The organism is Mesorhizobium sp. LjRoot246, from assembly GCF_964254115.1.
GTDB lineage: Bacteria > Pseudomonadota > Alphaproteobacteria > Rhizobiales > Rhizobiaceae > Mesorhizobium.
Map to the genome: position 1 here is coordinate 2,973,755 of NZ_CAXUSN020000001.1, position 25,220 is coordinate 2,998,974.

Below are 25,220 nucleotides of genomic sequence, written 5' to 3' on the forward strand. Positions count from 1 at the left end.
AGAATCAATCTTTTAACTCGCCGCAAGACGCACTCTTACTCAAATGCGATTCCCCTGCCCTCAAGGGGGGAGATTATTCGCCTCATCGTCCTCGCCAATGATCAAGGCTGGAGAGCTGGCAGAGCGCCGAAGCTGCCAATCTCCCCCCTTGAGGGGGAGATGCCCGGCAGGGCAGAGGGGGGGCGCCTGGCACCATGCCTCTGCCTAAATCAGCTTCTCCAGCGTGATCGGCAGATCCCTGATCCTCTTTCCCGTGGCGTGAAACACCGCATTGGCAATCGCTGGCGCCACGCCGACGATGGCCAGCTCGCCTACACCCTTGCCGCCGAGCACCGACGAGTGCAGGTCGGGAATGCCGACCGAGATCACCTCGATATCCGGGATGTCGGCATTGGTCGGCACGAGATAGTCGGCGAGGTTGTTGTTGACGATGCGGCCGTGACGGCGGTCGACGATGCCTTCTTCCAGCAGCGCCTGGCCGATGCCCATGATGATGCCGCCCTTCCACTGGCTTTCTGCGAGTTTCGGGTTGTAGAGCCGGCCGGAATCCAGCGCCGACACCACGCGTGACACCCGCACCGTGCCGAAATCTTCGTCGACGCGCACTTCGATGAAATGCGCGCACCAGGAGTGGCGGGAGTAGTCACCCTCGGTGTGCGGCAGCGCCATGGCGATGGTGGTGTAGTTCTTGTAGCGATCCTCTGATGTCGAGTTGGCGGGCATGGTGTCGCCGGTGGCCTCGATGTGGTCGCGGTCGACGCTTTTGAGCAGTTCGGCGATCGAGACATCGGGACCGTCGCCGCGCGGCGAGGCGATACGGCCATTGGCGACGACCAGCGTGTTGGCCTGCAGTGCATGGAAAGGCGAGCGCGGATCGCTGATGGCGAGGCCTACCAATTGGTCAAGCGCCGAGGTTGCCGCCTTGTAGACGGCACCGGTCATGACGCCGGCCAGCCGCGAGCCGCCGGCGACGCCGGCGCGGGGAAAGCGCGAGTCGCCGAGCTTCACCACGACATTCTCGGCCGGCACGCCGACCGTTTCGGCGGCGGTCTGCGCCAGGATGGTGTAGGTGCCCTGGCCCATGTCGATCGACGAGCTTTCGACCTCGACCGAACCGTCGGCCATGATGCGCACGATCGCTTCGCCATAGGCGCGCCGCACCGGATAGGTGCCGGCGGCGACGCCCCAGCCGATCAGCTGGTTGCCGTCGCGCATCGAGCGCGGTTCGGGGCTCCGTTTCGACCAACCGAAGCGTTCCGCGCCTGCGGCAAAAGCCTCGCGCAACTGCCTGGTCGACCAGGCTTTTTTGGCATGCGGATCCTGCTCGGCATAGTTTCTCAGCCGGATCTCCAGCGGATCGATGCCGACCTCGTAAGCGAGTTCGTCGATGGCGCTTTCGATGCCGAAGGCCGAGGGGTTTTCGCCCGGCGCGCGCATGGCGCCCGGCACCACCGAATTGACCCGCACGACATTCTGCTTCGAGGAGAAGTTTGGCGTCGCGTACATGATCGAGGTGACCGATCCGAGCGGCTCGACCCACATGCCGTCGATGGACGTTTCATTGACGCCGCGATGCACAATCGACTGGATTTTTCCTTGCCTGTCGGCGCCGATGGTCACCGTCTGACGCGTCGCCGCGCGGCCTCCGTAACCGGTGAAGGTCTGCGGCCGCGTCATCACCAGCCGCACCGGCCGGCCGAGCATTTTGGCGGCACTTGCCGCTACCGCGCCGTGGCTGAGCGCCAGTGCCTTGGAACCGAAACCGCCGCCAATATAGGGCGAGACCAGCCGCACATTTTCGAACGGCACGCCGAACCATTCGGCATAGGTGCGCGCCATGCCGTCCAGCCACTGGCTCGGCTCCCAAACGGTGAGTTGGTCGCCCTCCCAGCGCGCTATCAGGCCATGCGGCTCCATCGGCGCCTGGTATTCGCGCGGCGTGTTGTAGGCAGCACAAATCCGCACCGGGGCCGAGGCGAAGGCAGCCTGCGCATCGCCCCATTCCTTGGTCATGGCGTCGATCGGAATGCCGTCGCCGGCCTTGCCGTCGCTGAGATCGACGATGGAAGGTGTCTCGTCATAGCTGACCTTGACCAGTGCCGCGGCGGCAACCGCCTGCTCAAAGGTCTCGGCGACGACGGCGGCGACATGCTGGCCCGAAAAAGTGATGTCGCGCGCCAGCGGGCAATACGGCTTGTCCGGTGGCGGCGTTCCGAACCAGTCCGATGCTGTTTTCAGGCTGATGATCGTGTCCGGCGTCAGCACTTGCAGCACGCCGGGTGCTGCCCGCGCAGCAGTGGTGTCGATCGCGCGCACCTTGCCCGATGCGATCGTGCTTTCGACCAGTACGGCATAGGCGAGGCCTTCGAGCTGCTGCTCGACGGCATACTTTGCGGCGCCGGTGATCTTGGCCGGGCCGTCGACGCGCGACAGCCGGCCGCCGACGGTTTGCGCCAGCGCGCCGTCGGAGGCGTCGCCATGTCTTCCGACGTGAACAGTGCTTGCGATGTGAACGGTCATGCCGTCTCTCCCATGTTGAGGATGGCGCGGGCGACGACGCGCGGCGCCAGTTCGATCTTGTAGTGATTGGCGCCATGGTCGACGGCGCCTTCGACGGCGAGCAGGCTGGCGGCGCGGACAGCGTCCGGCTCCAGCACCTTGCCTATCAAGGCTGCCTCGACGGCTCGCGCCCGCCACGGCTTTGTCGCGACGCCGCCAAGCGCCACGCGCAGGTCGCGGATGGTGCGCCCATCGGCCTCGAACTCGATGCCGACGGCGGCACTTGCCGCGGCAAACTCATAGGATTGCCGGTCGCGGATCTTCAGATAGGTCGAGCGCTGGGCAGCAGCACTGCCTGGGATTTCGATGGCGGTGATCATCTCGCCCGGTTCGATCGCGTGTTCCCTGTTCGGCGTGGTGCCGGGCAGTAGGAAAAAGTCATCGACGGAAACCTGGCGCTCGCCGAGATGGACTGTTGCGTCGAAGGCGACCAGCGCCACCGCGAGGTCGCCCGGATACATGGCGATGCAGGCGTCGCTGGTGCCGAGCACCGCGTGGCCTCTGGCGACACCGCCGATGGCCGAGCAGCCGCTGCCGGGTTCCCGCTTGTTGCAAGCGGAGAAATTCGCGGGGTCGCGAAAATAGGGGCAGCGCGTGCGCTGCATCAGATTGCCGCCGATAGTCGCCATGTTGCGGATCTGTGCGGAAGCCGCCTGCCACAGAGCTTCCGAGACGGCGGGGAAGCGGCTCTTGATCCCTGCATGATCGGCGACATGGCCCATCCTGGCCAGCGCGCCGATGATGGCGCCGCGCTCGCTCACCTCGATGCCGTCCAGTCCCTTGAGATGGGTGATGTCGACCAGCGATTCTGGCTCGGCGACGCCGCATTTGGCGAGATCGATCAGCGTCGTGCCGCCGGCGAGCAGCATGGCGCCGGGCAGGGCGGCTGCCTGGCGTGCCGCATCGAGTGAATTGGCGCGAAGATAGGAAAAATCCCTCATGACTGGACCTCCAGGGCCGCCTGGCGGACAGCGGCGACAATGTGCGGATAGGCGCCGCAGCGGCAGAGATTGCCGGCCATGTATTCTCGGATTTCTTCATCGGAGCCGGCATGGCCTTCGCGGATGCAGGCGACCGCCGACATGATCTGGCCTGTTGTGCAATAGCCGCACTGGAAAGCGTCCTGTTCGAGGAAGGCAGCCTGCACGGGATGCAGTTCGCCCTCCCGTGCAAGCCCCTCTATGGTGGTGACGGTGCGGCCTTCGGCCTGGGCTGCCAGCGTCAGGCAAGCCAGCACACGCTCGCCGTCGACATGCACGGTGCAGGCGCCGCACTGGCCGTGGTCGCAGCCCTTCTTGGTGCCGGTCAGGCCGAGCCGGTCGCGCAAGGCATCGAGCAGCGTGACGCGCGGCTCGAGTTCAAGCGTGTGATGTTGGCGGTTGATGTCGAGATGGACGGGGATTGTTGTCTTGGTCATGGGCGTCTGGCTCCAGTTGCTTGACGCGGATGGGATTGAATTGGGGTTGGGAGAGGCGAGGGCAAGGGTTGGCGACAGTCAGGTTTGAAGGGCGAAGGCAGGGGTGACAGCCAATCTCCCCCCTCGTGGGGGAGATGCCCGGCAGGGCAGAGGGGGACGCGAAGGATCGCTAGCTTTGCGACCTTTGCCCTCCCTGAATGGAGATCGCTTCGAGGAAGCGATTGCTGCTATCCGATAGGTCGGCAGGACAGCGCCCCCCTCTGGCCTGCCGGCCATCTCCCCCACGAGGGGGGAGATCGGCAGTTTCGCCGTCCGGCGAGCGGGGGAGGATACGGCTTGCAAGCTCTCAGCACGTGACATACCGGTTCCCTTGATTATATGATAAAGGTGCTCCACTAAAGCGGAGGCGCCTCCGTTTATTACGTGGGGGCTGACCCGGCCGGGTTCAAGCCCCACATTTCGTCAGTGGAGAAAAAATTGGCCGCAGAGCCGTCCGCTATCGCTGAACAGTCCGCAGGGGCAAAGCCGCTTCGCGTGGATGCGCAGCGCAACCGCGACCGGCTGGTCGAGGTGGCGGCATCGGTCTTTGCAGAGCGCGGCATCGATGCCTCGCTGGAGGAGATCGCCCGCCAGGCCGGGGTCGGCATCGGCACGCTCTACCGGCATTTTCCCACGCGCGAGCATCTGGTCGAGGTCGTCTACCGGCGCGAGGCGGAGGCGCTGTGCGCGGCCGCCGGCGAGCTTGCCCAAAAACACTCGTCCGATGTCGCGCTGGAACAGTGGATGCAGCGCTTCGTCGATTACATCGCCACCAAGCGCGGCCTGGCGACCAGCCTGCGCATCCTGCTCACCACCAATTCGACGCTGTTTTCCGACACGTCGGGCCGGGTGTCGCAAGCCTTGCGGCAATTGGTCGAGGCGGCGGTGGCCGACGGCACCATCCGCGGCGACGTCGATGCTTCGGACGTGCTGCACGCACTGTCGGGGATCTACTCCGCACCCGATACCCCGGAATGGCGCGACCGTTCGGGCCGGCTGGTCAAGCTGTTGATGGACGGGTTGCGATTCGGAGCTGTAAAGACACGGTGAGAGCGACCGGATCGCGGTCATGTAAACCAGACCGGTCCATGATTTGAGGGGCATCCGATGTATGTAGGCCGTTCCTACAAGGTGATCGATTTCGCGCTCTGGTCGCGGCGCAGCGTCATCTACATGGTGGTGGTGAGCGGACTGGCTGTGGCGGCCTATCGTCTTCCGGGCATCGCCGGGTTTTCGGTGCCATGGTCGGTGGTGCTGGTGCTCGGCACCACGGTGTCACTGGTTGCCGGATTCAAGAATTCGCAGGTGTTCACCCGCAGCAGCGACGCGCTGCAGGCTTTTACGCAAATTACGGCGAGCAGCCGGTTGTGGTCCAATTTCTGCAGGGACTTCATCGATGCGCCGACGGCGAAGCAACTCATCTACCGTCACATCGCCTGGATGACCGCGCTGCGGTTCGCGCTGCGGCGGCCGATGCCGTGGGAATCCATGGCGAAGGCCGCCAATGTCGAATACCGGCGGCGCTACCGCATCCATGAGGATGCGAGTTCGGTCGCCGTCGAGCTGCGTCCGCTGCTGGGCGAACAGGCCGAGGACGTGCTGAAATCGCTTCAGCCGGCGAAAACCCTGCTCGAAATGCAATCGGTCCAGGTCAATGCCTTGTTCAAGGACGCAAAAATCGCTCCGCAGATTTATGTTGAACTGACCAAGCTGATCCGCGACTTCCATGACCAGCAGGCGCGCTGCGATCGCATCAAGAACAATCCCTATCCCCGGCAATACGCCATCGTCAGTTCGATGTTCGTGATGATCTTCTGCACGCTGTTGCCGTTCGGCGTGGTTCCCGTCTTTGCCGACATGGGCAAACTGGGTGGCGCGCTCGGCTCGATCGCGATCTGGCTGACGATCCCGTTCAGCACGCTCCTGGGTTGGGCCTACATGTCCCTCGACCAGGTTGGTGAAAGCAGCGCCAACCCGTTCGAAGGCAATGCCAACGACGTTCCGATCTCACAAATCTGCCGCGACATCGAGATCGAACTGCGCAGCGGGCTTGGCGAGACCGACCTGCCCAAGCCATTGCTGCCGGTCAACGACATCGCGACCTAGGCACGATCGCAAGGAAGGTGCAGGCCCGATCGGACCGGAATCTCAACTGCCAGCTGGCTGGAACAGCTCGACGAGATTTCCGGAAGGGTCCACCAACAGGATTTGCGATCCGCCGGGACCCGTCACGATATCGTTGCGGAACGACACTCCGGCGGCGCGCAGGCGAGACAACTCGGCCGATATGTCGTCGACGATAAGGTGAATACGATTCCAGCCCCCAGGCCGCGGTTGTTCGCCGTCGGGCATCGGTCGCCCCGCCGAGCTGGTCGGCCCGCTGAGCAAGAGCCGCAACGATCCGCGCTTGACGTCGGCGAAGGCGGGCGCATGCTTGGAGAGAAGTGAAAAGCCGAGATGTTTGCCATACCATTCAACGGCCGCTTCGACATCGTCGACCATGTAGCGCACATTGACCGTGGTTTCCGACATTCCTGCCTCCCCGACGTTGGAGCCGCCGGGCCACGCTCGGCGTTTTCCGTGGGTGTTGCGCTTGTCAGTCAAGCATAGGTTGAGCAGCCATAGTTAGAGCGGCTCGACGATTCCGCCAGGTGTCAGCCGCGCTGGCGACACGCACGGCGCCAGGGAGTGCTCAAACTTCGAGGCATATCTTGCCAAAATGCTTCTGGGATTCGTAGTGCGCGAAGGCGGTGGCGATGTCCTGCAGCGGGAAATGGCGATCGACAACGGGCTTCAGGCGGTTGATCTCCATCGCGCGGATCATGTCCTCCTGGTCGGCCCGGCTGCCAATAGAAATGCCGCTGATGCGGATCTGGTTCGAAAACAGGGCCGGGATCGAGACCTCGGCCGCAAAGCCGGTCAGCACGCCGATCAGGGCGATGTGACCGCCCGTCCTGCAGGCCGTTATCGACTGCGCCAGCGTGGCGGGTCCGCCGACCTCGATGACATGATCGACGCCGCGTCCGTCCGTCAAATCCCTGGCCCTTTGGCCCCAGTCCGGCACGGACTTGTAGTTGATGACGGCGTCTGCGCCGAGGCGCTTAAGCCTCTCCAGCTTGCGCTCGTCGGATGAGGTGGCGATGACCCGGGCGCCGGCGGCTTTGGCGAACTGCAGTGCGAACAGCGACACACTGCCGGTGCCGAGGACCAGCACGGTGTCGCCCGGCTTGACCCTGCCGCACACAACCAGGCCTCGCCAGGCGGTGACGCCCGTGCAGGTGAGCGACGCCGCCTCGACATGCGTATAGCCTGCCGGTGCCCTGGTGAAAGCGTGCGCCGGCATGCAGACATACTCGCTGGCGAAGCCGTCGAAATTGTCCCCCGGAATGTCGCGCCGGGTGGAAGGCGTCATGTCACCGTCCAGCCACCAGGGATAGAAAACGCTGACGACGCTGTCTCCGGGCTTGAATGCATCGACACTGTCACCGACGGCAATTACCTCGCCGGCCCCATCGGACAGTGGAACGCGGCCGTCGGCGAGCGGCATCTTGCCTTGCACTGCGAAGTCGTCGCGCATGTTCAACGCGCAGGCGCGGACCCTGACCAGCACATCGCCCGGTCCTGGCCGGGGCGGATCTTCCTCGACCAGGTCGAGATTGCCCAAGCCGCCCGGCGCTCTCAGCCTGACCAGTCTCATTGTCTGTCTCCGATGTCTGAGGTGTCTAAAATTGGGGCGGCGCGCTGGACCTATCGGACCTGCCGGCCGGAGATCACCCGCAGCCAGGGCGCCAGATGGAAGGCGCTCATCAGGAGATACATCGCCGGCATTCCGGTCAAAGACGGGCCAGTGAGCGGCGAGGGACCCATGCACAGCATGGCCGCATCACCAGCCTGAAGGCAGGAGAGCAGTGCCATCACGGCAAAGGTCGGGGCTGCGGCCAGGCACAGCCAGTCGGCGATGCCGAGGGTGGCGTCTTCAGGGATCGTGCTGCTGGCACCTGTGTGGGTATCGCTCATGGTCTTAATCCTTGATGATTATGCCAGCCAGGACTGGTTCCTCTCTCCACAGAGTGGGGAGAGGAACCCCAAGCTGGACAACCGTTACTGCTCGCCCTTATCCCTGAACGCAGCCTCGCCGGCAGCAGACACTTGTTCCCATGTCTTGTCGGCCCCGGCGTCGTAATTGTCGTGCCAGTTCCACCAGGAGTAGAGCGGGGTCTGCGGATAGCCTTCGGGCGAGTCCTCCCAGATCTCCTGGCGGCCGAGCGGCGTCGCGTCGAGATAGCTCCAGACGGTGCCCATCGCCTCGTCGCCGCGGCTGTTGATGAAATAGGTGCGGAAGATCTTGTCGCCATCGCGGATGAAGACGTTGTGGCCGTGCCATTCGTCGACGCCGAAGTCTTTGTCGAAGCTGTCCGTGATGGTGTACCACGGCATCTCCCAGCCCATCCGCTGCTTCAGCCGGACAATATCGGGCTGCGGGGCACGCGAAGCGTAGGCAAGCGTGGTGTTGCGGGCGTTGAGGTGGGCGAGGTGGCCGACCTGATCGGCGCCGAGCGAGCAGCCGCGGCACGCATGCTCGGGCCAGCCGAACACGCCTGGCTCGAAGAAGGCGCGGTAGACGATCAGCTGGCGGCGGCCTTCGAACAGATCGAGCAGGCTTGCCTTGCCATTCGGCCCTTCGAACATATAGGCCTTGTCGACTTCCATCCAGGGCATACGCCGGCGCTCGGCAGCCAAGGCGTCCTTGGCACGCAGCGTTGCCTTCTCCTTCACCAGCATTTGTTCGCGGGCGGCTTCCCAGTCCTGCCTTGAAACGATCGGTGGCGTCTTCATTGCGATTTGCTTGGTCATTGTTCGTCTCCTTTTCCTGTCTGTTGTTGATTGCCCTGAGGTAGAATAGGGCGGTGAAGCGCGGGGGTGGGAGTTACAACTGTGACGGGATTTGCAGGACCCGGTCCGCCGCAGCAGGGATGGCGCATCCGGTCACTGCGCTCGGCCGTGTCGTTCATCGCGAAGAGAGGCATGTCGTCGGAGTCAGGCATGTCGGTGATTCCTTATGAGATGCTTAATATTGATATCTGAGATGCTCAGGCTGGCGAATGCGAATATTGGCGTCAACGGTGGCTGCCAGTGTCGATACCGGCTTGCTGGTTGACCGCCATGACTTAAGTTAGGGCGGGCAGCGCTGGGGTGGGAGTTACAAGTGTGACGGGATTTGAATGGACTCGCTGATCACGGCGGCTGCACTGGCGCTGGCCGGGGGCGATCCGCTCGGCGCACTGGATCGCGTCGCCTTGCGTGAAGACCCGCCGGCACTGGCGCTGCGCGGCATCGCCATGGCGCAACTCGGCGACCTCGATCGCGCCAAGGCGCTGCTGCGGCGCGCGGCGCGTGGCTTCGGCCCGAAAGAGGCGGTGGCGCGCGCCAGATGCGTCGTCGCCGAGGCGGAGATCGCGCTGGTTTCGCGGGATCTGGGCTGGCCCGCCAAGGCTCTGGACGCGGCACGGACGACGCTGGAAAAGCATGGCGACCGGCTGAACGCCGCGCATGCCGGCCACCTCAAGGTGCGGCGCCTGCTTTTGATCGGCCGCCTCGACGAGGCTGAAGACGTGCTGGCCGGGCTCGATCCGATGCCGCTTCCGCCGGCCTCGCGCGCCGCGCACGAGCTCGCCGTCGCCGGCATCGCGATGCGACGTCTCAAGACGAGGCCAGCGCGCAGGGCGTTGGAGTGGGCACGCCACGCCGCCCGCCGGGCCGGCATTGCGGGCCTGATCGCAGAGGTCGACAGCGCATTCCTGGCGCTGGACACGCCGGCGGCGCGGCTGATCGCGGGTGGTGAGCAGCGCCCCTTGCTGCTCGAGGAGGTCGAGGCATTGCTGGCGTCGCCGGCGCTGGTGATCGACAGCTTCCGTTATGCCGCGCGCAAGCAGGAAACCATGATCTCACTGGCAACACGCCCGGTGCTGTTTGCGCTGGCACGAACGCTCGCCGAAGCATGGCCGGGCGATGTATCGAGGGCGAAGCTTATCGCTGAAGCCTTCGGCGGCAGGCACGCCGATGAATCGCATCGGGCGCGGCTGCGGGTCGAGATCGGCCGGCTGCGCGCCGAACTGCGGGGGTTGGCCGACATCGGCGCGACCAGCCAAGGTTTCGCGCTGGTACCGCGCCAGGCCGGCGAAGTGGTGGTGCTGGCGCGGCCGATCGAGGAGCGGCACGCGGCGGTGCTGGCCTTCCTCGCCGATGGTGAATCCTGGGCGAGTTCGGCGCTGGCGCTGGCGCTCGGCACCGGCCAGCGCAGCGTGCAGCGGGCGCTTGAGCAGCTTGGCGTGGCCGGCAAGGTGCAGTTTTTCGGACATGGCCGGGCGCGCCGCTGGATGACGCCGCCGGTGGCCGGATTCACGACGACCTTGTTACTCCCGTCATCGCTGCCGAACAGCTAGGAAAGGCGGGACCACATGATTGAGGATCAAGATATGAAACATTCAGCGGCCGAAATCCTGCGCGAATACGGACCTTTTCCGGACGTGGAGAGGGTGCATGGGGTGAGCTTTGACGGCAACAACGTCTGGTTTGCCTCGGGTGAGAAGCTGAACGCCTTCGATCCGGAAAGCGGGCAGGCGCTGCGCTCGATCGATGTCGCCGCGCATGCCGGCACGGCCTATGACGGCCAGCATTTCTTCCAGCTTGCCAACGACCGCATCCAAAAGATCGACCCTGGTACCGGCCAGGTGCTGGCGACCATTCCGGCGCCCGGCGGTGGCGGCGATTCCGGACTGACCTGGGCCGAAGGGACGCTCTGGGTGGGGCAATACCGCGAGCGCAAGATCCACCAGGTCGACCCGGAGACAGGAGCAATCCTGCGCACCATCGAATCCAACCGTTTCGTTACCGGGGTGACATGGGTCGACGGCGAGTTGTGGCACGCCACCTGGGAAGGCGACCAGAGCGATCTGCGCCGCGTCGATCCGAAGTCAGGCAAGGTTTTGGAGAAGCTCGACATGCCGGCCGGTATCGGCGTGTCGGGATTGGAATCCGATGGCGGCGACCGCCTCTATTGCGGCAGCACATCCACCGGGGTGGTTCGGGCGGTACGCCGGCCGCGTTAGAGCGGCAGGGCTCCGAACTCAGGTCAACAAAGGACCTGGCGGCAGCCAGTTCGGCGGTGTCGGCAGCTTTTGTGCCGGTAGCTTTTGCGCCGGTAGCTTTTCACGATAGGAATTTTTTCTTGACTCCGTGACCTCAGCTAAGGTACATATTCGTCCATGGTGCTGATTTGCGCCAGTGACCCGCCGCACAGGCGGGTATTTTCGTCTAATACTCCATCAGCCAACGCGCCGGCGAAGGCTCCGAAGAAACCCGTTAGCCCGACGACCCGCTCTAACTCTTTGTTTTGACGCAATTCCCAAGGGAAAGCGCTACGCGCTTTTCCCGGGAAAACCGTCTCACACTTTTCCTGGAATTGCTCTAAGCCCAAAGATCCGAACCGCAGATCGCACGCGGCAAATTTGTCCGCTGCCGACTGGCCGTCGCCCCTGTCGGACCTAGATAGGGCATGCACCGGGCGAACCGCCTGGACCATCTTTGCAAGGAATCCCCACCATGTCTGAACAGCTCACCATGCCTGAAAAGATTGTGTTGAACGACGGCTCCGCCATTCCCCAGCTCGGCCTCGGCGTGTGGCAGGTCGACCAGGATATCACCGCCGAGGTGGTGGGCTGGGGGATCGAGGCCGGCTATCGCCTGATCGACACCGCCGAAGGCTACCAGAACGAGGAGGGGGTCGGAGAGGCGATCAGCGGCGCCGGCGTGCCGCGCGGCGAGCTGTTCATCACCTCAAAACTGCGCAACGGTGCGCACCAGCGCGACGCGGCTTTGCGCGCCTTCGACGAGACGATGGGCAAGCTCGGCGTCGAACAGATCGACCTGTTTCTGATCCACTGGCCGGTGCCCAGCCAGGACAAATATGTCGAGGCCTGGAAGACGCTGGTCGAACTCAGTCAAGCCGGCCGCATCAAGTCCATCGGCGTTTCGAATTTCAACCAGGACCATCTGGAGCGGATCATCGCCGAAACCGGCGTGACGCCCGTCGTCAACCAGATCGAGCTGCATCCCCAGCTCCAGCAGCGCGGCCTCAGGGATTTTCACGCCAAGCATGACATCCGCATTGAAAGCTGGAGCCCGCTGGGCAGCGGCCGGCTGCTGAGCGATCCGATCTTGGCAAGCATTGCCAGGAAGCACGGCAAGTCAGTGGCCCAGATAATCATCCGCTGGCATCTCGGGGAAGGGCTGATCGTCATTCCAAAATCGATCCGCCAGGACCGCATCGCCGCCAATTTCGATGTCTTCGATTTTGAACTCGATGCGCAGGATCTGCAGGCGATCCGGGGTATGGATTCGGCCGATGGCCGCAACGGACCGAACCCGGCTACGGCCGCGTTTCTGTTCTGAGAGGCACGTTCCCCCTTCTCCCCTTGTTGTGGGAGAAGGTGTCGCCGAAGGCGACGGATGAGGGTGTTCCAGGGAACGCCAACGTTTCACTTCGCTGGAACACCCCTCATCCGTCTCGGCGCTGCGCGCCGATCCACCTTCTCCCACAAGGGGGAGAAGGCAAGGCCCGCCCGCCCCTCAGGACTGCTCGATAGGCTGGGCGCCGGCCAGATAGCGATCGTTGTCGAAGGGCTCGGCTTGATTGCTTTGCAGATCCCAGAGCTGACGGTGGGTCGCTGGCAGATTGCCCAGATAGACGTGAAGCGCGCCCGACCGCGCATTGCCGGTGTTGGCGACCGAATGCACGGTGTGCGGGGACAGGTGCAGCACGGTGGGTGCGGTGGAGTCCCGCCGTTGCGGAGCGTCGAGCTTGCTGGCCGCGTCGGGGTAGATGAAATTTGTCTCGCCGCCCTTGTAGATGCCGATCAGCGCATCCATCAGGTGGTTGTGGGGCGGGTACTGCAGGCCCGGCGACAGCGTTATGTGGTAGATCGTCAAATTCCGGCTTGCATGGAGCAGCACCTCGTCATCTTCTTCCTCATGGGCGAGCACCCCCAATGTGTGAAGACGGTTGGTATGTTCGCCCAGAACAGCCCTTGTCCGAGCGAGGGGATCGGGGCTTCCGGCGGCGTTGACGATATCATCGACAACCGCGTAGAGAGGTGAGCCAACGGGGATAGCCATTGCCAGTTCTCCCTTTTGAGATGATCAATTGATTAATCTGAGATGCTCAGGCTAATCAATGTCGATGGCGCCGTCAACCGGATCGCCAGAACGGGACAAGCATGAGCCCTCGCGATTTCATAGCCCCATCGCCGAAACCGGTCCCGTCCGCCGGCACGGCCGCGGCGCCGTCGACCGCCGACCTGCTGCGCAGCGAGCAGGCCTATGAGCAGATGAAGAGCGACATTGTCGCCTGCGTGCTGCGCCCGGGTGAAACGCTGACGGAAAAACAGATCGGCGACCGCTACCAGATACGGAAAGCGACCATCCGCGCGGCGCTGACCCGGCTGATGCAGGAAGGGCTGGTCAGGAGCGAGCCGCGCCGTGGCTATGTCATCACGCCCCTGACGCTGCGCGATGTCGCCGAGATCTTCGATGTCCGCACTCTGATCGAGCCGGAAGTGTTCCGGGTTGCCGCGTTGGGCCTCACAGAACGGGGGCTCGAAGATGTCAGGCAGGCGGCGAAGAAAGTGCTGAAGCCTGAGACGCTGCACAGCCATGTTGCATTCCTGGCGGCTGATCGGGCCTTTCGTCTTGCTTTGGCGGAGCTGTCCGGAAATCCCCGCCTGGCGCAGCTGCTGGGTCAGATACTCGACCAGTCGGAGAGGGTTCTCCACCTCGGCTTCAGATCGCGCGATTTCACGCAGCTGATCATCGGCCAGCAAAAGGACCTCATTCAGGCCTGCGAGATGAGCGAAGTTTCCGGCATCGTCAAACTCGCCCGCTCGCAGTGCCTCACGCTCAAGAAGCAGGTGCTCGAAGCCCTGCTTACGGGCGCCAAGCTTCAGGAAGCCAATTTGCAAGACTTCGCTTGAAGGCAGAGACCGCAAAGCTGCCAATCTCCGGGCCTCGGCGCGCCCCTAAATCCCCGAGCCGTCGAGCTGCTGGGCGTCTTCGCCTTCCCATGGTGCCGGCATGGAGGCGCGGCTGAGGTTGGCGGTCGGCAGCGGCATCCAGCATTTCAGTTCCGGTTCGGCGTATTCGATGACGCGTCCCGGCGAAGAGTCCGATGCACGCCAGCCTTCCGAGGCGAACTGGTCGGCGCGCGACCAATAGGCGAGGTCGACTTCCGCCGGTCCCTGTTCGGACGGGCGCACCGTGACCAGGATGCGGCTGCCATCCCTCGGCGCCGTCGACATGTGGCGCCACCGTTCGGGCTCGTCCATCGCAATTCCTCCTCGCACCTGTAGCGTTGGGTGGAGTGTCGCCTCGCGGTCCGAAGGGGTCAACCCAAAGTTTGCACCGCCGAGCAGCTCTGTTGGATGTCAGAACTTGGCGGGATCAGGCGAAGTTGGCGACCGACATATACTCGGAGAGGGAACTTGAAACGTCGGTCGCCAGGGGCGGGGTTGGGACGCACCACATTGGGGATGTGATGCAAGGTCAGGCTAGGTGGATGCGGGGCGTCTGCAATCGGAACACCGGCCCATGGTGAACAACCGGTTACTATCCACAGGGCTCACCCGACAGACACCGTCAGGACAGCTGTGTGCAACGCGGAACCGGCGGCCATGCGTGCTCGACGGGCTGTGATCCGGTTGATAAGCCCGTCTGCGAAAGGAGCGCCTGAGTCGAGATGACCGTTGCGATCGAGATGGGACACACGACCGCAGGCGCTCCGGCGAAGCTGGACCTCGAGGAATTGCTGGCGACGCGGCTTCTGGTGCAGGGTAATTCGGGCTCCGGCAAGTCGCATCTGCTGCGGCGCCTGCTGGAGCAGAGCGCGCCCTGGGTGCAGCAGACCATCATCGACCCCGAGGGCGACTTCGTCTCACTGGGCGACCGCTACGGCCATCTGGTGATCGACGCCGAGCAGCATACCGAGCGCGGCCTGCAGGCGGCCGGCGAGCGAGCGCGCATCCATCGCGTCTCCACCGTGCTCAATCTCGAAGGGCTCGACGCCGAGAACCAGATGCGGCGCGCTGCCGCTTTCCTCGGCGGGTTGTTCGAGGTCGCCCGCGACCACTGGTATCCGATGCTGGTGGTGGTGGACGAGGCGCAGCTGTTTGCGCCGGCAGTGGCCGGCGAGGTGTCTGACGAGGCGCGCAAACTTTCGCTCGGCGCCATGACCAATCTGATGTGCCGTGGCCGCAAGCGTGGGCTGGCCGGCATCATCGCTACCCAGCGGCTGGCCAAGCTCGCCAAGAATGTCGCCGCCGAGGCCTCCAACTTCCTGATGGGCCGCACTTTCCTCGATATCGACATGGCGCGCGCCGCCGATCTCTTGGGCATGGAGCGGCGCCAGGCGGAGGCTTTTCGCGACCTGGAGCGCGGCCAGTTCATGGCGCTGGGGCCGGCGTTGTCGCGCCGTCCGCTCGGTCTGCGCATCGGGCCGACCGACACAAGCCCGCGCAATGGCACGCCGCGGCTGATGGCAATGCCGGAATCCGCACTCGAGGATGCACGCGCGATGATCCTGGCCGCTCCGCCACCGGAGACCGTGCGCACGCCGCGCCGCCCGACGTCGCCGGACCTGCTCGACCAGCTGATGGCGGCCAAGTCCGCGGCGCTGGAAATGCGCCCCGAACCGGCGGAGCCGCAAATCAGCGCCGAGGATCTGGCGGAGCGCCGCGAGCGCGTCGACCGTGTGCTGCGCGCCATCCTGGCGCAACCCGATGCCGGTTTTCGCGTGATCGGCGTGCTCTACCAGGAGTTCGTGGTCCGCTGCCGAATCGAGGGCCTGGCCTCGGTGGTGCCCGACCTGCCGGAGTTTCGCCGCATGCTGACGCGCGCCCGCGCCGGCCTCGGCTCCGAGACGACGCAAGATGACGCGTGGCGGGACGTTTCCGTCCGCGCGTCGCTGCTGCCCGACGACATGCAGGGCGTGTTCATGATGATCGCGCGTGCGGCGAAGGAGGGCTGGCCGTGCCCAAGCGATGCCGCGATCGCCCGCGCCTATGGCTCCCATTCACTGCGCCGTGCCCGGCGCCTGTTGACCTATATCGAGGAGCAGGGCCTCATCGTCTGCCAGCTCGACGGAACAGGCCGGCGCACCGTGACGCTGGTCGAACTCGCCTGGGCCACGGCCCCGGGCGACCCCAACGCCGCGGAGTTGGAGCAGGGGAGCCTGGCGCTGTGAGGCTGAGGGCGGATAGGGCGCTTTTGAGGTCAGAAGCCGCCTTTGCGGCGCCTTTTCAGTGAAGGTGATCAAAGCGTCGCCAACTGCGAATTCGGTATGGTCTTTCCATAGGCTTGGCGCAGCTTCAGCTTCTCCTCCAGCGCAACGACGACACTTGCGGCAAAATCCGTCGTGTACATAGCGGCGAGCCGGGTCAGCCCGCCTGGCGTGAAGACGTTGATCTCCAGAAGTTTGTCGCCGACGATGTCGAGCCCAACCAGAAACATGCCGTCGCTGATCAATTTGGGGCGCACCATCTCGGCAATGGCCAACATCGTGTCCGTCACCTTGACCTTGCGGGCGGTTCCGGCGGCGTGGATGTTGGAGCGGACGTCGCCCTTGGCTGGCACGCGGCGGAAGGCGGCATAACTGCCGTCGCGCATCAGCGGCAGGCCGTTCATCAGGAAGAGACGCACGTCGCCGGCCTTGGCCTCCGGAATGTAGGCCTGCGCGATGAGGTAGCCGGCACCGCTGGCGGCCTCGAAAATCTGGTTGACGTTGGAATCGGCAGGCGTCGCGATATGAAAGACGTTCTTGCCACCCGACCCTTGCAGGGGTTTGACGATGCAGCCCTTCGGGTGTTTGTCGATGAATGCGCGGATCTCGGCAATGCTGCGCGATATCAGGGTCGCTGGCCTGACCGCCTCGGGGAAAGACTGAAGGTAGAGCTTGCTCTGTGCCTGCCCCAGGCCGTCCGGATCGTTGACGACAATCACGCCGCGTTCTGCCGCCAGCCGCCCGAACATGATACCTGCATTGGCGGCCCATGGTCGATCGGTGGCGTCGAGCGACGGGTCGTTGCGCAGAAACAAAATGTCGACATCGCTGATCGCCAAGGTCTTCTTCTGCATTGCGGCCTGCCTCAGGGCAGCATGCAATCTGTCGGACGTTTTGTAGGGAGCACCCGGCAGAACCGCTACGCTGATAGCCAGACTGTCATCGGCGCGAAGTATGAAGTCGCCCGGCTCAACGTAGACAACGGAATGACCGCGCTGGACTGCAGCGAGCGCCAACGCTGTCGTCGTGTAGCCGGGCGTCTCGCTCTCAATGGAATTGACGAAGAAGGCAATGCGCATTCAGGAGCCCCCCGCTCAGGTTTCAACCATATCGATCGGATCGATTCCCGCCATCGCTTTCTTGAGGCGCGGACGGGCCGCGTCGGAAGAGAGGAACGCAGGTTCGAGGCGCGGCGCCCGCAGCAGGCCGCGCGCGTTGAGTTCCTGGATCGCACCGAAATGCGCGGCGGAAATCTTGCCGATCCAGAACGGAGTGAGGCTGCCGCCATTCCTGAGATGATCGAGAATCTGCAGCAGGCCGCGCAGGTAGATGGCGTCTTTGGCGAGGCCACCGCCTCGATAAACGCGCAGAACGACGTTGAAGGCGCCGTGATCGTCGAGACCGAAATCCCTGCGGAGAAGGTGGAAGGCCTCCTCGAACGTTGCGGCGTCGAGCATCGCCTGACACGCGATGACCCTGGCCGCGATCAGCCGCAAACGCGCCGCGGTCATGCCGCCGACCAGATATTCCGCCAGCACGGCCAGTCCCTCCTGCATGCCCTCGTAGCCGGCGAGCCCGTTGCGGAAGATGGCCAGCCCCTGCGCATCACCGTTGAAATAGGTCAGCAGGTGAACACCGATCTCGTGACTGAGCAGCGCGGTCAGACGCTCCGGTGGAAGGCTGGTATCGCGCGAAACCAGCAATTGGTTTCGCGTGACCAGGAGGCCGGCCGGAAGGTCGCCGCGGATCTCCACGGAAGCATCGAAATCGGGGTGGGCGGACCGGTATCCGGCGATCATGTCGCGCGCGGCGGCGGCAACAGCGTCAGCATCCAGCTTTTGCCGGGCCACTGGGGCAACTCGCGGTGCCCTTTCGAGAATGGTGCGTGCCCTGGCCGCCAGGCTCGGCTCGACGCTGCCATAGAGGGCTCGTCCGAGTTCAACGAAACGCGGCGTTTCGCGTGCCGCGAGCATCGACAACTGGAGATCGAGTTCCTGCTGCTTTTCGGAGAGCAGCCGGGTCAGGAGCGGATCTTCCAGATGATCGAGCGAGACCGCATAGAGCTTGCGCTTCTGGGCGGCGACCTCGAATTCGAGCGGCCGGTAAAGCAGTGCGGGAACGCGTTCGAAGGCGCCTGCCTGGAATTCCCGCCAGGCTGGTTCGGCGTTGATCGGTGTGACGGCAAGCAGAAAATCGAAGGTCGACGCGACATTGTCGATCGCCCGGTCGGCGCGCACGACCGCGTCGATATAGGCGCGGCGCCCCAGGGCACGATGGGTCGCCGGCTGTTCCAGGCTTGATGCCTTCAGGAAGGCGCTGACGGCCTGCAGCGAGGAATCGACCATGTTGGCGACGACGAGGTCGTGGAGTTCGGGGTAGACGCGCCTGGTGCCCGGCACCCTGTAGATCGGTGCGAAGCGTACCGTCAGGCACGCCGCATCACCGGGATCATCCCAGAGCCGTGCTTCGGCTGATGTCGTGGGGCTGAGTTCGTCCACACGCGGCGTGCGGTATTTTGCCTCGCGCGCGGACGCAGCGGTGGCGAAGCGCTTGAGCGCCGCCTTCTCCGCCGCCGTGTTGCCGCAGGCCAGCGCAATCTCGAAAGGCGGCAGGAATGGAACATCCTCAGTCAGGAACCGGTCTTCGGCCAACTCGCCGATGTCCAGCAGGAGGAATGCGCCGCAGTGATCGCGCGTCCTTCGCGCCACCAGCCGTGCGACCTCGCCGGCGAGGTCGATGTCGACCGCGATGAGATAGGAGGCGTTGGCAGAAACAATGTGGAAGGCCGCATCCTGGGGCGACCCAACATGGACACACAGAAAGGGCAGCGGCCGATCCATGTGCAAACGGTTGCCATTGCCGAATTCGCGGCGGATCGGCTTGCCGTCCCGGAAAAGCGCGTCCAAATCGGCTTCGATTAGCGCCGACGGAGACGTGGGTTCGACGAGCTTCGGCTTCATCACATGGCCCGCAGCGCCGACTCCAGGACGGGCACGGTCGATGCCAGCATGGCGCGCAGCCGCTCGATTGTGCCCCAATCGGGTTCGCCGCTCCATTCGTCCATGAAGATCTTCTTGAACTCGACCGCGATGGCACACCCGGTTTCTGGGAAATTGGCATGGACGAAGCGGGTCTGTTCGCCCTTGCCCTGGAAGGATACGTTCTCGCGCACATCGATAGGTTCGCCGTTGAGACGTTGGCCGCGAAGCGCCTCGATGAAAGCGTCGACGACTGGCGCCCAGCGTTCGCGGTCCATCGAGAATGTGCCGATATTGATATCGGGCGCGCCATCTTGAGACGCGGGCACTCCTTGCGGCCCTTCACGCCGGTGGTTGTAGCTGTGGACGTCGACAAGGACGAACCTGCCATAGCGTTTTTCGACATCGACGAGGACACGCTTGAGCTCGGCATAGAACGCGTCATGAAACGCGAGGGACTCGTCTATAATCCGCTCGGCCGGTGGCTCTCGCCAGACATTCAAGCCCCAGGACTGGTCCGGCGACAGATAGATCGCAGCCTCGCGCGCGCGGTTCAGATCAACTTGAAAGCGCGATTGATGAACGATGATCTGGGTCGGGAAATCGGCGATAAAGTGTTCGGTGAAGGGGTCCTCCTCCCGCAGCCGGTCGGCGCTGGAGATGGACAGGAGCGATTGGCAAACGCGCCCGACATCGCACCCGCTGTGGATCGCCGTGCCAATGACAGGCGATTCACCGAGCTTGATTGTCCAGCCTGCCGATGACCCGTTCGAAGCGTTGTTGAGAGTGCGCCTGTTCACGATCCACTGAAATGCGCGGAGAGGGCGGACGGTTCCGGTTCACTGCACAAGCCCTTACCTTTCCTCGACAATCCTTAGATAAGCCGCCGTCACGAACAGCACGATCAGCCCGAACAAGATCCGCCGCGCGCCCTCCGGCATCTGCAGGATGGTCAACAGCGTCGTCAGCACGGTCAGGATCAGCGCGCCGATGATGGTGCCGGTGTAGCCGCCGCGGCCGCCGAAGATCGAGGTGCCGCCGATCACGGCTGCCGCCACAGAGGGCAGCACCAGGGGTTCGGCCAGCGACAGCGACGGGGCCTTGATCAGGCCGATATAGAGCAGGCCGGTAATACCTGCGAGCAGGCTGGAGATCACATAGAGCGCTGATATGACCTGCCAGTATTGCACGCCGGACAGGCGCGTAGCGCGCTCATTGTCGCCGACGGCGTAGAGCAGGCGGCCGAAGCCGGTGCGGGCGAGCGTGAAGACGATCAGCGCCGCCAGCGGCACGAACAAAAGCAGCGCGTTGGGGATGCCCCAGCTCAGGCCGGTGCCGAGCCAGGCGAGGAAGTCGGGGATCTTTGCGCCGGACGCGATCACCGTGCGCTGGTAGACCTGCAGGCAGCCGGTGCCGATCAGGCTGGTGCCCAGCGTCATGATCAGCGGGTGGACGCGGAAGACACCGACGCCGATGCCGTTGACGAGGCCGATCAGCACCGCCGGCATCATCGCCATGATGAAGGCCACGGCGGGGTCCTGGTTGACGACTTGCGTGGCCATGATGAAGGCGCTCATCGTCGCGACCGTGCCGACAGACAGGTCGATGCCGCCAGTCAGCATGGTCATGGTCTGGCAGCCGGCCAGGATCGCCAGCGGGATGGCGAATTTGATGGTGTTGGCGATCCAGCGCTCGTTGACGATGCCGGGGCGCAGGATCTGCAGGATCACCACCAGGATGACGAGCAGGATGATCAGCGGGATCAGTGGCCGGTCGGCCATGAAGCGCTTTATCCGGCGGCCGAAGGGGACGGGGGTAATCGCGGTGGTGCTCATGGGGCGGCTCGTGGTGGCGATGGGGTTTGCCCGATGTTCTGGGAGGACAGCGCTCTACGGCGCCCCCCTCTGGCCTGCCGGCCATCTCCCCCACGGGTGGGGAGATTGGCAGCTTCGGCGCCCCTCTCTTTTCTGCAATGTTGGAGATTGGCGAAGGCCGCGATGACAGCCGATCTCCCCACAAGTGGGGGAGATGGCCGGCAGGCCAGAGGGGGGCGCCGTAGAGCGCCAAGCTCCATTTTTTGCCTACTCATCACTGCCGCCCCCGCATCGTGATAAACGCGCCGAACATCACCACGGCGACCATGATGGCGCCTTCGATGATGGCGGTGACGTTGGGGTCGATGGCAAGCAGCGTCAAATCTGTGCGCACCAGCCGCAGCACGAAGACGGCGACGATGGGGCCGAGCAGGCCGCCCTTGCCGCCGCCGAGCGCCACGCCGCCCAGCACCACCGCGGCGACGCTGGCGAGCAGATAGGGGCCGGGGATGGGGGCGCCGATGCCGGTGCTCATGGTCAGCGCCAGCCCGCCCATGGCGGCAAACAGGCCCGACAGCGCATAGGCGATGATGCGGGTGCGCTTGACCGGCACGCCGCTGCGGAACGCCGCCAGTTCGCTTGAGCCGATGGCGTAGATGGAGAGGCCGAGGCGCGAACGCCGGAGCGGGATCCAGATGACGCAGAGGCAGACGATCAGCACCAGCAGCGCCTTGGGCAGCCAGGCATCGATGCTGTCAGGCAGGCCTGGTATCGGCACGGTGCCGGAGATCAGCGCCTTCAGCCATTCGGCGGCCGCACCGCCCGGCGCGTCGAGCACCAGCAGGGCAGCACCCTGCAGCACGAACAGAGTGGCCAGCGTGACGACGATGTCGGGCACGCGGGTGACGACGATCAGCATGCCGTTGACGGCGCCGAGCACGAAACCCATGGCGAGCACGAAGGGCACCACGAACAGCGCGTATTCTTCGGAGGCGCCGGCCATCATCGAGGCGGCCGTGACGCTGGTTAGTGCCATCATGGCGGCGACCGACAGGTCGATGCCGCCGGCGATGACAACGACCGTCTGGGCGGCCACGGCAAAGGCATAGGGCAGGACGGCGCGCACCAGCGAGCCGAAATCGCCGCTGCCATAGGCCGGCTGGATCAGTTTCGTGATGATGAACAGGGCGACGAAGAGAGCGAACAGGCCAGCGACCCAGCCCTGGCGGCGCAGGAAATAGGTCATGGCGTCGCTCCCGGCTCCGAAGCATGCGCGGTTTCTGGAGAAGAGTGAGGGTCGGCCAAAATGCCGACATCGGCCTTGGCACCGCGCGGCAGGCCGTAGGCGGCGCGCATCAGCGCCGGCTCGTCGGCCTCCTCGACCGGGAAGATATCGACGACGCGGCCGCCGAAGATGACGATGACGCGGTCGCAGACACGCTGCACCTCTTCGAGTTCCGAGGTGTAGAACAGCACCGACTTGCCGTTGCCGGCAAGCTCGCGCACCAGATGATAGATCTCCTGCTTGGTGCCGACATCGATGCCGCGCGTCGGGTCGAAGCACAGGATGGTGCGGGCGTCCGCCGCGATCCAGCGGGCGATCGTCACCTTCTGCTGGTTGCCGCCGGACAGGCGCTGCACCTCGCCTTGCGCGCGGGTGTCGATCTGCAGCCGCTCGATGGCGCTGACCACCTTGGCGCGCTCCCGGCGCATGTTGATCGGCCCCCAGTTGCGCAGTGCGGCGCTGAAGGGCAGCGCGATGTTCTCGCGCACCGAGCGCTGCATCGCGAGCGCCTCGGCACGGTCGCCCGGCACATAGGCGATGCCGGTGCGGATGGCGTCGATCGGATGCGAGAACTTTGCTGGCTGCCCGTCGACTTCGATTGTGCCGCCGGAGGGGCGGATCGAGCCGGCAAGGGCTGAAAACAGCTCGTCCTGGCCCTGGCCTTCGAGCGCCACAACGCCGGCGACCTCGCCATCTCTGAGATCGAAGGAGACGTCGTTGAGCTTGGTGCCGACGCGCAAATTGCGCACGGAGAGCCGCGGCCGGGCAGGGGCGGGCGCTGCCTTCTGGGCAGCGCTCCGGGCGGCGACATGGGTCTTGACGATGCGGGTGCCGAGCATCAGCTCGACGATCTTTTCCTCGATGCCAGGCACGATGTCGACGACGCCGACGGTCTCGCCGTCGCGCAGCACGGTGGCGCGGTCGCAGAGTGCCGAGATTTCGACGAAGCGGTGCGAGATGAAGATCACCGCGCGGCCGCTGTCGCCCTGGCGGCGCACCACCTCCAGCACCTTTTCGGCGAGGTTGGCGGGGAGCGCGGCGGTCATCTCGTCGAGCAGCAGCACGTCGGGCTCGACGGCCAGCGCGCGCGCCAGGTCGAGCACGCGCAGCACGGCCAGCGGAATGTCGCGCGCGGTGTCACGGATATCGAGGTCGGGAATGCCGAGTTCACGCACCCAAGCGCGGAACGGCTCGACCGGCGTGCCGGTCAGCCGCAGATTGGACAGCACGTCGAGATCGGGGATCAGCGACGGCTCCTGATAGACGGGCAGCAGGCCGGCGCGGCGGGCGGCGGCGGGCGAGCGTATGTCGCGGGCCTCGCCACGGATCAGGATGCGGCCGGCATTGGCAGAGATAGCTCCGGTCAGGATCTTCACCAGCGTCGATTTGCCGGCGCCATTGGCGCCCATCAAGGCGTGCACCTCGCCCGGCAGCACCGACAGCGACGCGTTGCGCAGCGCTGCAACCGCGCCGTAGTTCTTGGCGACGCCGGTAGCGTCGAGGAGGGGGTTGGTGATCAAATTGGGTTGTTCTCGGTTTAGATGGCTATCGCATGTGGAGAGGCCCCCTCATCCGGCCGCTTCGCGTCCACCTTCCCCGTGGGGGAGAAGAGGCTGGCGCTAGCGCTGGCTCCTCTCCCCTCGGGGAGAGGTCGGATTGCCCCGAATTGCCCTTTGCAATTCGGTTGGCAATCCGGGTGAGGGGGCCTTTGCCCATATGTGACTTCCCCGCCTTGTTAGGCAGGGATACCGGAGACTTACTCCCCCGGACCCTTGCAGGCCACGATCTGTTCCTTCGTATACGTCGTCCAGTCCGGGATGGAGATCGAGACCGGCCATTCGGGGCTCAGCGACGGGTCGGCGGCGGCCTTCAGCTTGGCCTTGCCTTCCTCGGTGGCGTTCTCCCACAGCTGCGGCTCGACCAGCACGGTCTGCTGGGCAGGCTTCTTGCCGTCGAGGATCTGTAGCGCGAGCGTCACACCCGCGCCGCCGATCGAGCCGGGGTTGGTGACTGCGGCACCGACGAGGTCCTTGACCGAGCTCAACTGGCCGACGAAGCCGGCATTGTCGGCGCCGACCACCGGCACCAGCGGAGCCTGCGACTCGACCAGCGCGTCGACGATGACGTTGTCGATGCCCGACGTCCACACACCGTTGATCGGCGTGCCGGTGGCGAGGAAGGACAGCATCTGCTGCTTGGCCTGGTCCTGCTGCCAGCCGGTGAAGACTTCCTGCGCGACCTTCACGTCGGGGAATTCGGCCAGCGCCTTCTTGAAGCCTTTGTCGCGATCGCTGTCGGCCGAAGCACCGGCCGCGCCGCGCATGTAGAACACGTCGCCCTTGCCGCCCATCTGCCGGAACAGCCATTTAGCACCGAGATAGGCGTACTGCTCCTGGTTGTTGGAGATGATGTAGGCCGACGGTTCGGTGACTGCCTGGTCGACGGCGACGACCACGATGCCGGCCTTGGTGGCTTCTTCCAGGCCCGCCTTGATGCCGGCCGGATCGGCCGGGTTGACGACGATAGCGTCGACCTTGGCGCTGATCAAATTGCGGATGTCTTCCAGCTGGCCTGCGGCATCGGTGTTGCGGTGGGCGATGTTGAGCTTGGCGACCTCGCCGGAGGCCAGCGCCTGCGCCTTCATGGCGCAGACCATCTCCTCGCGCCAGCCATTGCCCTGCACGGTGTTGGAGATGCCGATCGTGTATTTGCCGGCGGCGGACGAGACGCCCATCGAAGCCAGCAAGGCTGCACCCGCAAGCAGCGGGACCATGGTCAGGATTTTCTTCATTTCAGACTT

23 protein-coding genes are annotated in these 25,220 nt (G+C 64.6%); 7 read left to right on the forward strand and 16 right to left on the reverse strand.

Annotated features, from left to right (window positions below; translation table 11 throughout):
* Positions 1–204 precede the first annotated feature (204 nt).
* The 3 genes from ACSQ3L_RS14315 to ACSQ3L_RS14325 are packed head-to-tail and all read right to left on the reverse strand — an operon-like array spanning position 205 to position 3,976.
* Positions 205–2,520: a xanthine dehydrogenase family protein molybdopterin-binding subunit gene (locus ACSQ3L_RS14315; protein ID WP_436160540.1), complete on the reverse strand. Its 2,316-nt coding sequence runs from the start codon at positions 2,518–2,520 to the stop codon at positions 205–207.
* Positions 2,517–3,500: an FAD binding domain-containing protein gene (locus tag ACSQ3L_RS14320; protein WP_436160541.1), complete on the reverse strand. Its 984-nt coding sequence runs from the start codon at positions 3,498–3,500 to the stop codon at positions 2,517–2,519. The genes ACSQ3L_RS14315 and ACSQ3L_RS14320 overlap by 4 nt, the downstream gene beginning before the upstream one ends.
* Entirely contained in the window at positions 3,497–3,976 is a 480-nt protein-coding gene (locus ACSQ3L_RS14325) for a (2Fe-2S)-binding protein (protein ID WP_436160542.1), read from the reverse strand. Before ACSQ3L_RS14325 ends, ACSQ3L_RS14320 begins: the two co-directional genes overlap by 4 nt.
* A gap of 477 nt (positions 3,977–4,453) precedes the next feature.
* On the opposite strand from ACSQ3L_RS14325, the gene ACSQ3L_RS14330 reads away from it, so the two are divergent.
* Both ACSQ3L_RS14330 and ACSQ3L_RS14335 read left to right on the forward strand, forming a co-directional pair.
* Complete coding sequence (locus ACSQ3L_RS14330) at positions 4,454–5,065, forward strand: TetR/AcrR family transcriptional regulator (protein ID WP_436160543.1); 612 nt, start codon at positions 4,454–4,456, stop codon at positions 5,063–5,065.
* A 57-nt stretch (positions 5,066–5,122) separates the two neighbouring features.
* Complete coding sequence (locus ACSQ3L_RS14335; protein ID WP_436160544.1) at positions 5,123–6,121, forward strand: bestrophin family protein; 999 nt, start codon at positions 5,123–5,125, stop codon at positions 6,119–6,121.
* A 42-nt stretch (positions 6,122–6,163) separates the two neighbouring features.
* Here the strand turns inward: ACSQ3L_RS14335 and ACSQ3L_RS14340 are convergent, their stop codons facing one another.
* The 4 genes from ACSQ3L_RS14340 to ACSQ3L_RS14355 form a co-directional block, all read right to left on the reverse strand.
* Positions 6,164–6,547: a VOC family protein gene (locus ACSQ3L_RS14340; RefSeq protein WP_436160545.1), complete on the reverse strand. Its 384-nt coding sequence runs from the start codon at positions 6,545–6,547 to the stop codon at positions 6,164–6,166.
* Positions 6,548–6,707: 160 nt separating this feature from the next.
* Positions 6,708–7,712, reverse strand: coding sequence for a zinc-dependent alcohol dehydrogenase family protein (locus tag ACSQ3L_RS14345; protein ID WP_436160546.1), 1,005 nt, complete (start codon positions 7,710–7,712; stop codon positions 6,708–6,710).
* Between the two features lie 50 nt (positions 7,713–7,762).
* Positions 7,763–8,032 (reverse strand): hypothetical protein, encoded by a 270-nt coding sequence (locus ACSQ3L_RS14350; RefSeq protein WP_436160547.1) that lies wholly within the window; start codon positions 8,030–8,032, stop codon positions 7,763–7,765.
* 84 nt (positions 8,033–8,116) lie between these two features.
* Complete coding sequence (locus tag ACSQ3L_RS14355; RefSeq protein ID WP_436160548.1) at positions 8,117–8,869, reverse strand: DUF899 domain-containing protein; 753 nt, start codon at positions 8,867–8,869, stop codon at positions 8,117–8,119.
* Positions 8,870–9,237: 368 nt separating this feature from the next.
* On the opposite strand from ACSQ3L_RS14355, the gene ACSQ3L_RS14360 reads away from it, so the two are divergent.
* The 3 genes from ACSQ3L_RS14360 (at position 9,238) to ACSQ3L_RS14370 (ending at position 12,466) form a co-directional block, all read left to right on the forward strand.
* Positions 9,238–10,458 carry a helix-turn-helix domain-containing protein gene (locus ACSQ3L_RS14360; RefSeq protein ID WP_436160549.1) on the forward strand — a complete coding sequence of 407 codons (1,221 nt, stop codon included), beginning with the start codon at positions 9,238–9,240 and terminating at the stop codon, positions 10,456–10,458.
* Between the two features lie 33 nt (positions 10,459–10,491).
* Positions 10,492–11,124 (forward strand): Vgb family protein, encoded by a 633-nt coding sequence (locus ACSQ3L_RS14365; protein ID WP_436160550.1) that lies wholly within the window; start codon positions 10,492–10,494, stop codon positions 11,122–11,124.
* A 493-nt stretch (positions 11,125–11,617) separates the two neighbouring features.
* On the forward strand, positions 11,618–12,466 hold the full coding sequence (locus tag ACSQ3L_RS14370; RefSeq protein ID WP_436160551.1) for an aldo/keto reductase: 849 nt from the start codon (positions 11,618–11,620) through the stop codon (positions 12,464–12,466).
* A 177-nt stretch (positions 12,467–12,643) separates the two neighbouring features.
* Here the strand turns inward: ACSQ3L_RS14370 and ACSQ3L_RS14375 are convergent, their stop codons facing one another.
* Positions 12,644–13,189, reverse strand: a complete 546-nt coding sequence (locus ACSQ3L_RS14375) for an autotransporter (RefSeq protein ID WP_436160552.1) — start codon at positions 13,187–13,189, stop codon at positions 12,644–12,646.
* Between the two features lie 101 nt (positions 13,190–13,290).
* On the opposite strand from ACSQ3L_RS14375, the gene ACSQ3L_RS14380 reads away from it, so the two are divergent.
* Positions 13,291–14,043: a GntR family transcriptional regulator gene (locus ACSQ3L_RS14380; protein ID WP_436160553.1), complete on the forward strand. Its 753-nt coding sequence runs from the start codon at positions 13,291–13,293 to the stop codon at positions 14,041–14,043.
* Between the two features lie 45 nt (positions 14,044–14,088).
* On the opposite strand, the gene ACSQ3L_RS14385 is transcribed toward ACSQ3L_RS14380, so the two are convergent.
* A complete protein-coding gene (locus tag ACSQ3L_RS14385; RefSeq protein ID WP_023761099.1) occupies positions 14,089–14,394 on the reverse strand; it encodes a hypothetical protein in 306 nt (101 codons plus the stop codon).
* Positions 14,395–14,804: 410 nt separating this feature from the next.
* Between ACSQ3L_RS14385 and ACSQ3L_RS14390 the strand changes: the two genes are divergently transcribed.
* Positions 14,805–16,307: a helicase HerA domain-containing protein gene (locus ACSQ3L_RS14390; RefSeq protein ID WP_436160554.1), complete on the forward strand. Its 1,503-nt coding sequence runs from the start codon at positions 14,805–14,807 to the stop codon at positions 16,305–16,307.
* A 68-nt stretch (positions 16,308–16,375) separates the two neighbouring features.
* On the opposite strand, the gene ACSQ3L_RS14395 is transcribed toward ACSQ3L_RS14390, so the two are convergent.
* The 7 genes from ACSQ3L_RS14395 to ACSQ3L_RS14425 form a co-directional block, all read right to left on the reverse strand.
* Positions 16,376–17,422: a glutathione synthase gene (locus ACSQ3L_RS14395; protein WP_436160555.1), complete on the reverse strand. Its 1,047-nt coding sequence runs from the start codon at positions 17,420–17,422 to the stop codon at positions 16,376–16,378.
* Positions 17,423–17,437: 15 nt separating this feature from the next.
* A complete protein-coding gene (locus ACSQ3L_RS14400) occupies positions 17,438–19,303 on the reverse strand; it encodes a flavohemoglobin expression-modulating QEGLA motif protein (protein WP_436160556.1) in 1,866 nt (621 codons plus the stop codon).
* Entirely contained in the window at positions 19,303–20,121 is an 819-nt protein-coding gene (locus tag ACSQ3L_RS14405) for an N-formylglutamate amidohydrolase (protein WP_436160557.1), read from the reverse strand. The genes ACSQ3L_RS14400 and ACSQ3L_RS14405 overlap by 1 nt, the downstream gene beginning before the upstream one ends.
* Positions 20,122–20,175: 54 nt before the next feature.
* Positions 20,176–21,156 carry an ABC transporter permease gene (locus ACSQ3L_RS14410; RefSeq protein WP_436160558.1) on the reverse strand — a complete coding sequence of 327 codons (981 nt, stop codon included), beginning with the start codon at positions 21,154–21,156 and terminating at the stop codon, positions 20,176–20,178.
* Between the two features lie 253 nt (positions 21,157–21,409).
* A complete protein-coding gene (locus ACSQ3L_RS14415; RefSeq protein ID WP_436160559.1) occupies positions 21,410–22,381 on the reverse strand; it encodes an ABC transporter permease in 972 nt (323 codons plus the stop codon).
* Positions 22,378–23,940, reverse strand: coding sequence for a sugar ABC transporter ATP-binding protein (locus ACSQ3L_RS14420; protein ID WP_436160560.1), 1,563 nt, complete (start codon positions 23,938–23,940; stop codon positions 22,378–22,380). The genes ACSQ3L_RS14415 and ACSQ3L_RS14420 overlap by 4 nt, the downstream gene beginning before the upstream one ends.
* A gap of 236 nt (positions 23,941–24,176) precedes the next feature.
* A complete protein-coding gene (locus tag ACSQ3L_RS14425) occupies positions 24,177–25,211 on the reverse strand; it encodes an ABC transporter substrate-binding protein (protein ID WP_436160561.1) in 1,035 nt (344 codons plus the stop codon).
* Positions 25,212–25,220 lie beyond the last annotated feature (9 nt).

What these genes read in the sequence shown, in the direction of transcription:
- ACSQ3L_RS14360 (WP_436160549.1), top strand. Translation starts at nt 9,238, where the DNA reads ATGGACTCGCTGATCACGGCGGCTGCACTGGCGCTGGCCGGGGGCGAT.
- ACSQ3L_RS14325 (WP_436160542.1), bottom strand. Translation starts at nt 3,976, where the DNA reads ATGACCAAGACAACAATCCCCGTCCATCTCGACATCAACCGCCAACAT.
- ACSQ3L_RS14385 (WP_023761099.1), bottom strand. Translation starts at nt 14,394, where the DNA reads ATGGACGAGCCCGAACGGTGGCGCCACATGTCGACGGCGCCGAGGGAT.
- ACSQ3L_RS14340 (WP_436160545.1), bottom strand. Translation starts at nt 6,547, where the DNA reads ATGTCGGAAACCACGGTCAATGTGCGCTACATGGTCGACGATGTCGAA.
- ACSQ3L_RS14400 (WP_436160556.1), bottom strand. Translation starts at nt 19,303, where the DNA reads ATGAAGCCGAAGCTCGTCGAACCCACGTCTCCGTCGGCGCTAATCGAA.
- ACSQ3L_RS14350 (WP_436160547.1), bottom strand. Translation starts at nt 8,032, where the DNA reads ATGAGCGATACCCACACAGGTGCCAGCAGCACGATCCCTGAAGACGCC.
- ACSQ3L_RS14355 (WP_436160548.1), bottom strand. Translation starts at nt 8,869, where the DNA reads ATGACCAAGCAAATCGCAATGAAGACGCCACCGATCGTTTCAAGGCAG.
- ACSQ3L_RS14375 (WP_436160552.1), bottom strand. Translation starts at nt 13,189, where the DNA reads ATGGCTATCCCCGTTGGCTCACCTCTCTACGCGGTTGTCGATGATATC.
- ACSQ3L_RS14425 (WP_436160561.1), bottom strand. Translation starts at nt 25,211, where the DNA reads ATGAAGAAAATCCTGACCATGGTCCCGCTGCTTGCGGGTGCAGCCTTG.
- ACSQ3L_RS14345 (WP_436160546.1), bottom strand. Translation starts at nt 7,712, where the DNA reads ATGAGACTGGTCAGGCTGAGAGCGCCGGGCGGCTTGGGCAATCTCGAC.
- ACSQ3L_RS14365 (WP_436160550.1), top strand. Translation starts at nt 10,492, where the DNA reads ATGAAACATTCAGCGGCCGAAATCCTGCGCGAATACGGACCTTTTCCG.
- ACSQ3L_RS14335 (WP_436160544.1), top strand. Translation starts at nt 5,123, where the DNA reads ATGTATGTAGGCCGTTCCTACAAGGTGATCGATTTCGCGCTCTGGTCG.
- ACSQ3L_RS14415 (WP_436160559.1), bottom strand. Translation starts at nt 22,381, where the DNA reads ATGACCTATTTCCTGCGCCGCCAGGGCTGGGTCGCTGGCCTGTTCGCT.
- ACSQ3L_RS14320 (WP_436160541.1), bottom strand. Translation starts at nt 3,500, where the DNA reads ATGAGGGATTTTTCCTATCTTCGCGCCAATTCACTCGATGCGGCACGC.
- ACSQ3L_RS14395 (WP_436160555.1), bottom strand. Translation starts at nt 17,422, where the DNA reads ATGCGCATTGCCTTCTTCGTCAATTCCATTGAGAGCGAGACGCCCGGC.
- ACSQ3L_RS14380 (WP_436160553.1), top strand. Translation starts at nt 13,291, where the DNA reads ATGAGCCCTCGCGATTTCATAGCCCCATCGCCGAAACCGGTCCCGTCC.
- ACSQ3L_RS14390 (WP_436160554.1), top strand. Translation starts at nt 14,805, where the DNA reads ATGACCGTTGCGATCGAGATGGGACACACGACCGCAGGCGCTCCGGCG.
- ACSQ3L_RS14315 (WP_436160540.1), bottom strand. Translation starts at nt 2,520, where the DNA reads ATGACCGTTCACATCGCAAGCACTGTTCACGTCGGAAGACATGGCGAC.
- ACSQ3L_RS14370 (WP_436160551.1), top strand. Translation starts at nt 11,618, where the DNA reads ATGTCTGAACAGCTCACCATGCCTGAAAAGATTGTGTTGAACGACGGC.
- ACSQ3L_RS14410 (WP_436160558.1), bottom strand. Translation starts at nt 21,156, where the DNA reads ATGAGCACCACCGCGATTACCCCCGTCCCCTTCGGCCGCCGGATAAAG.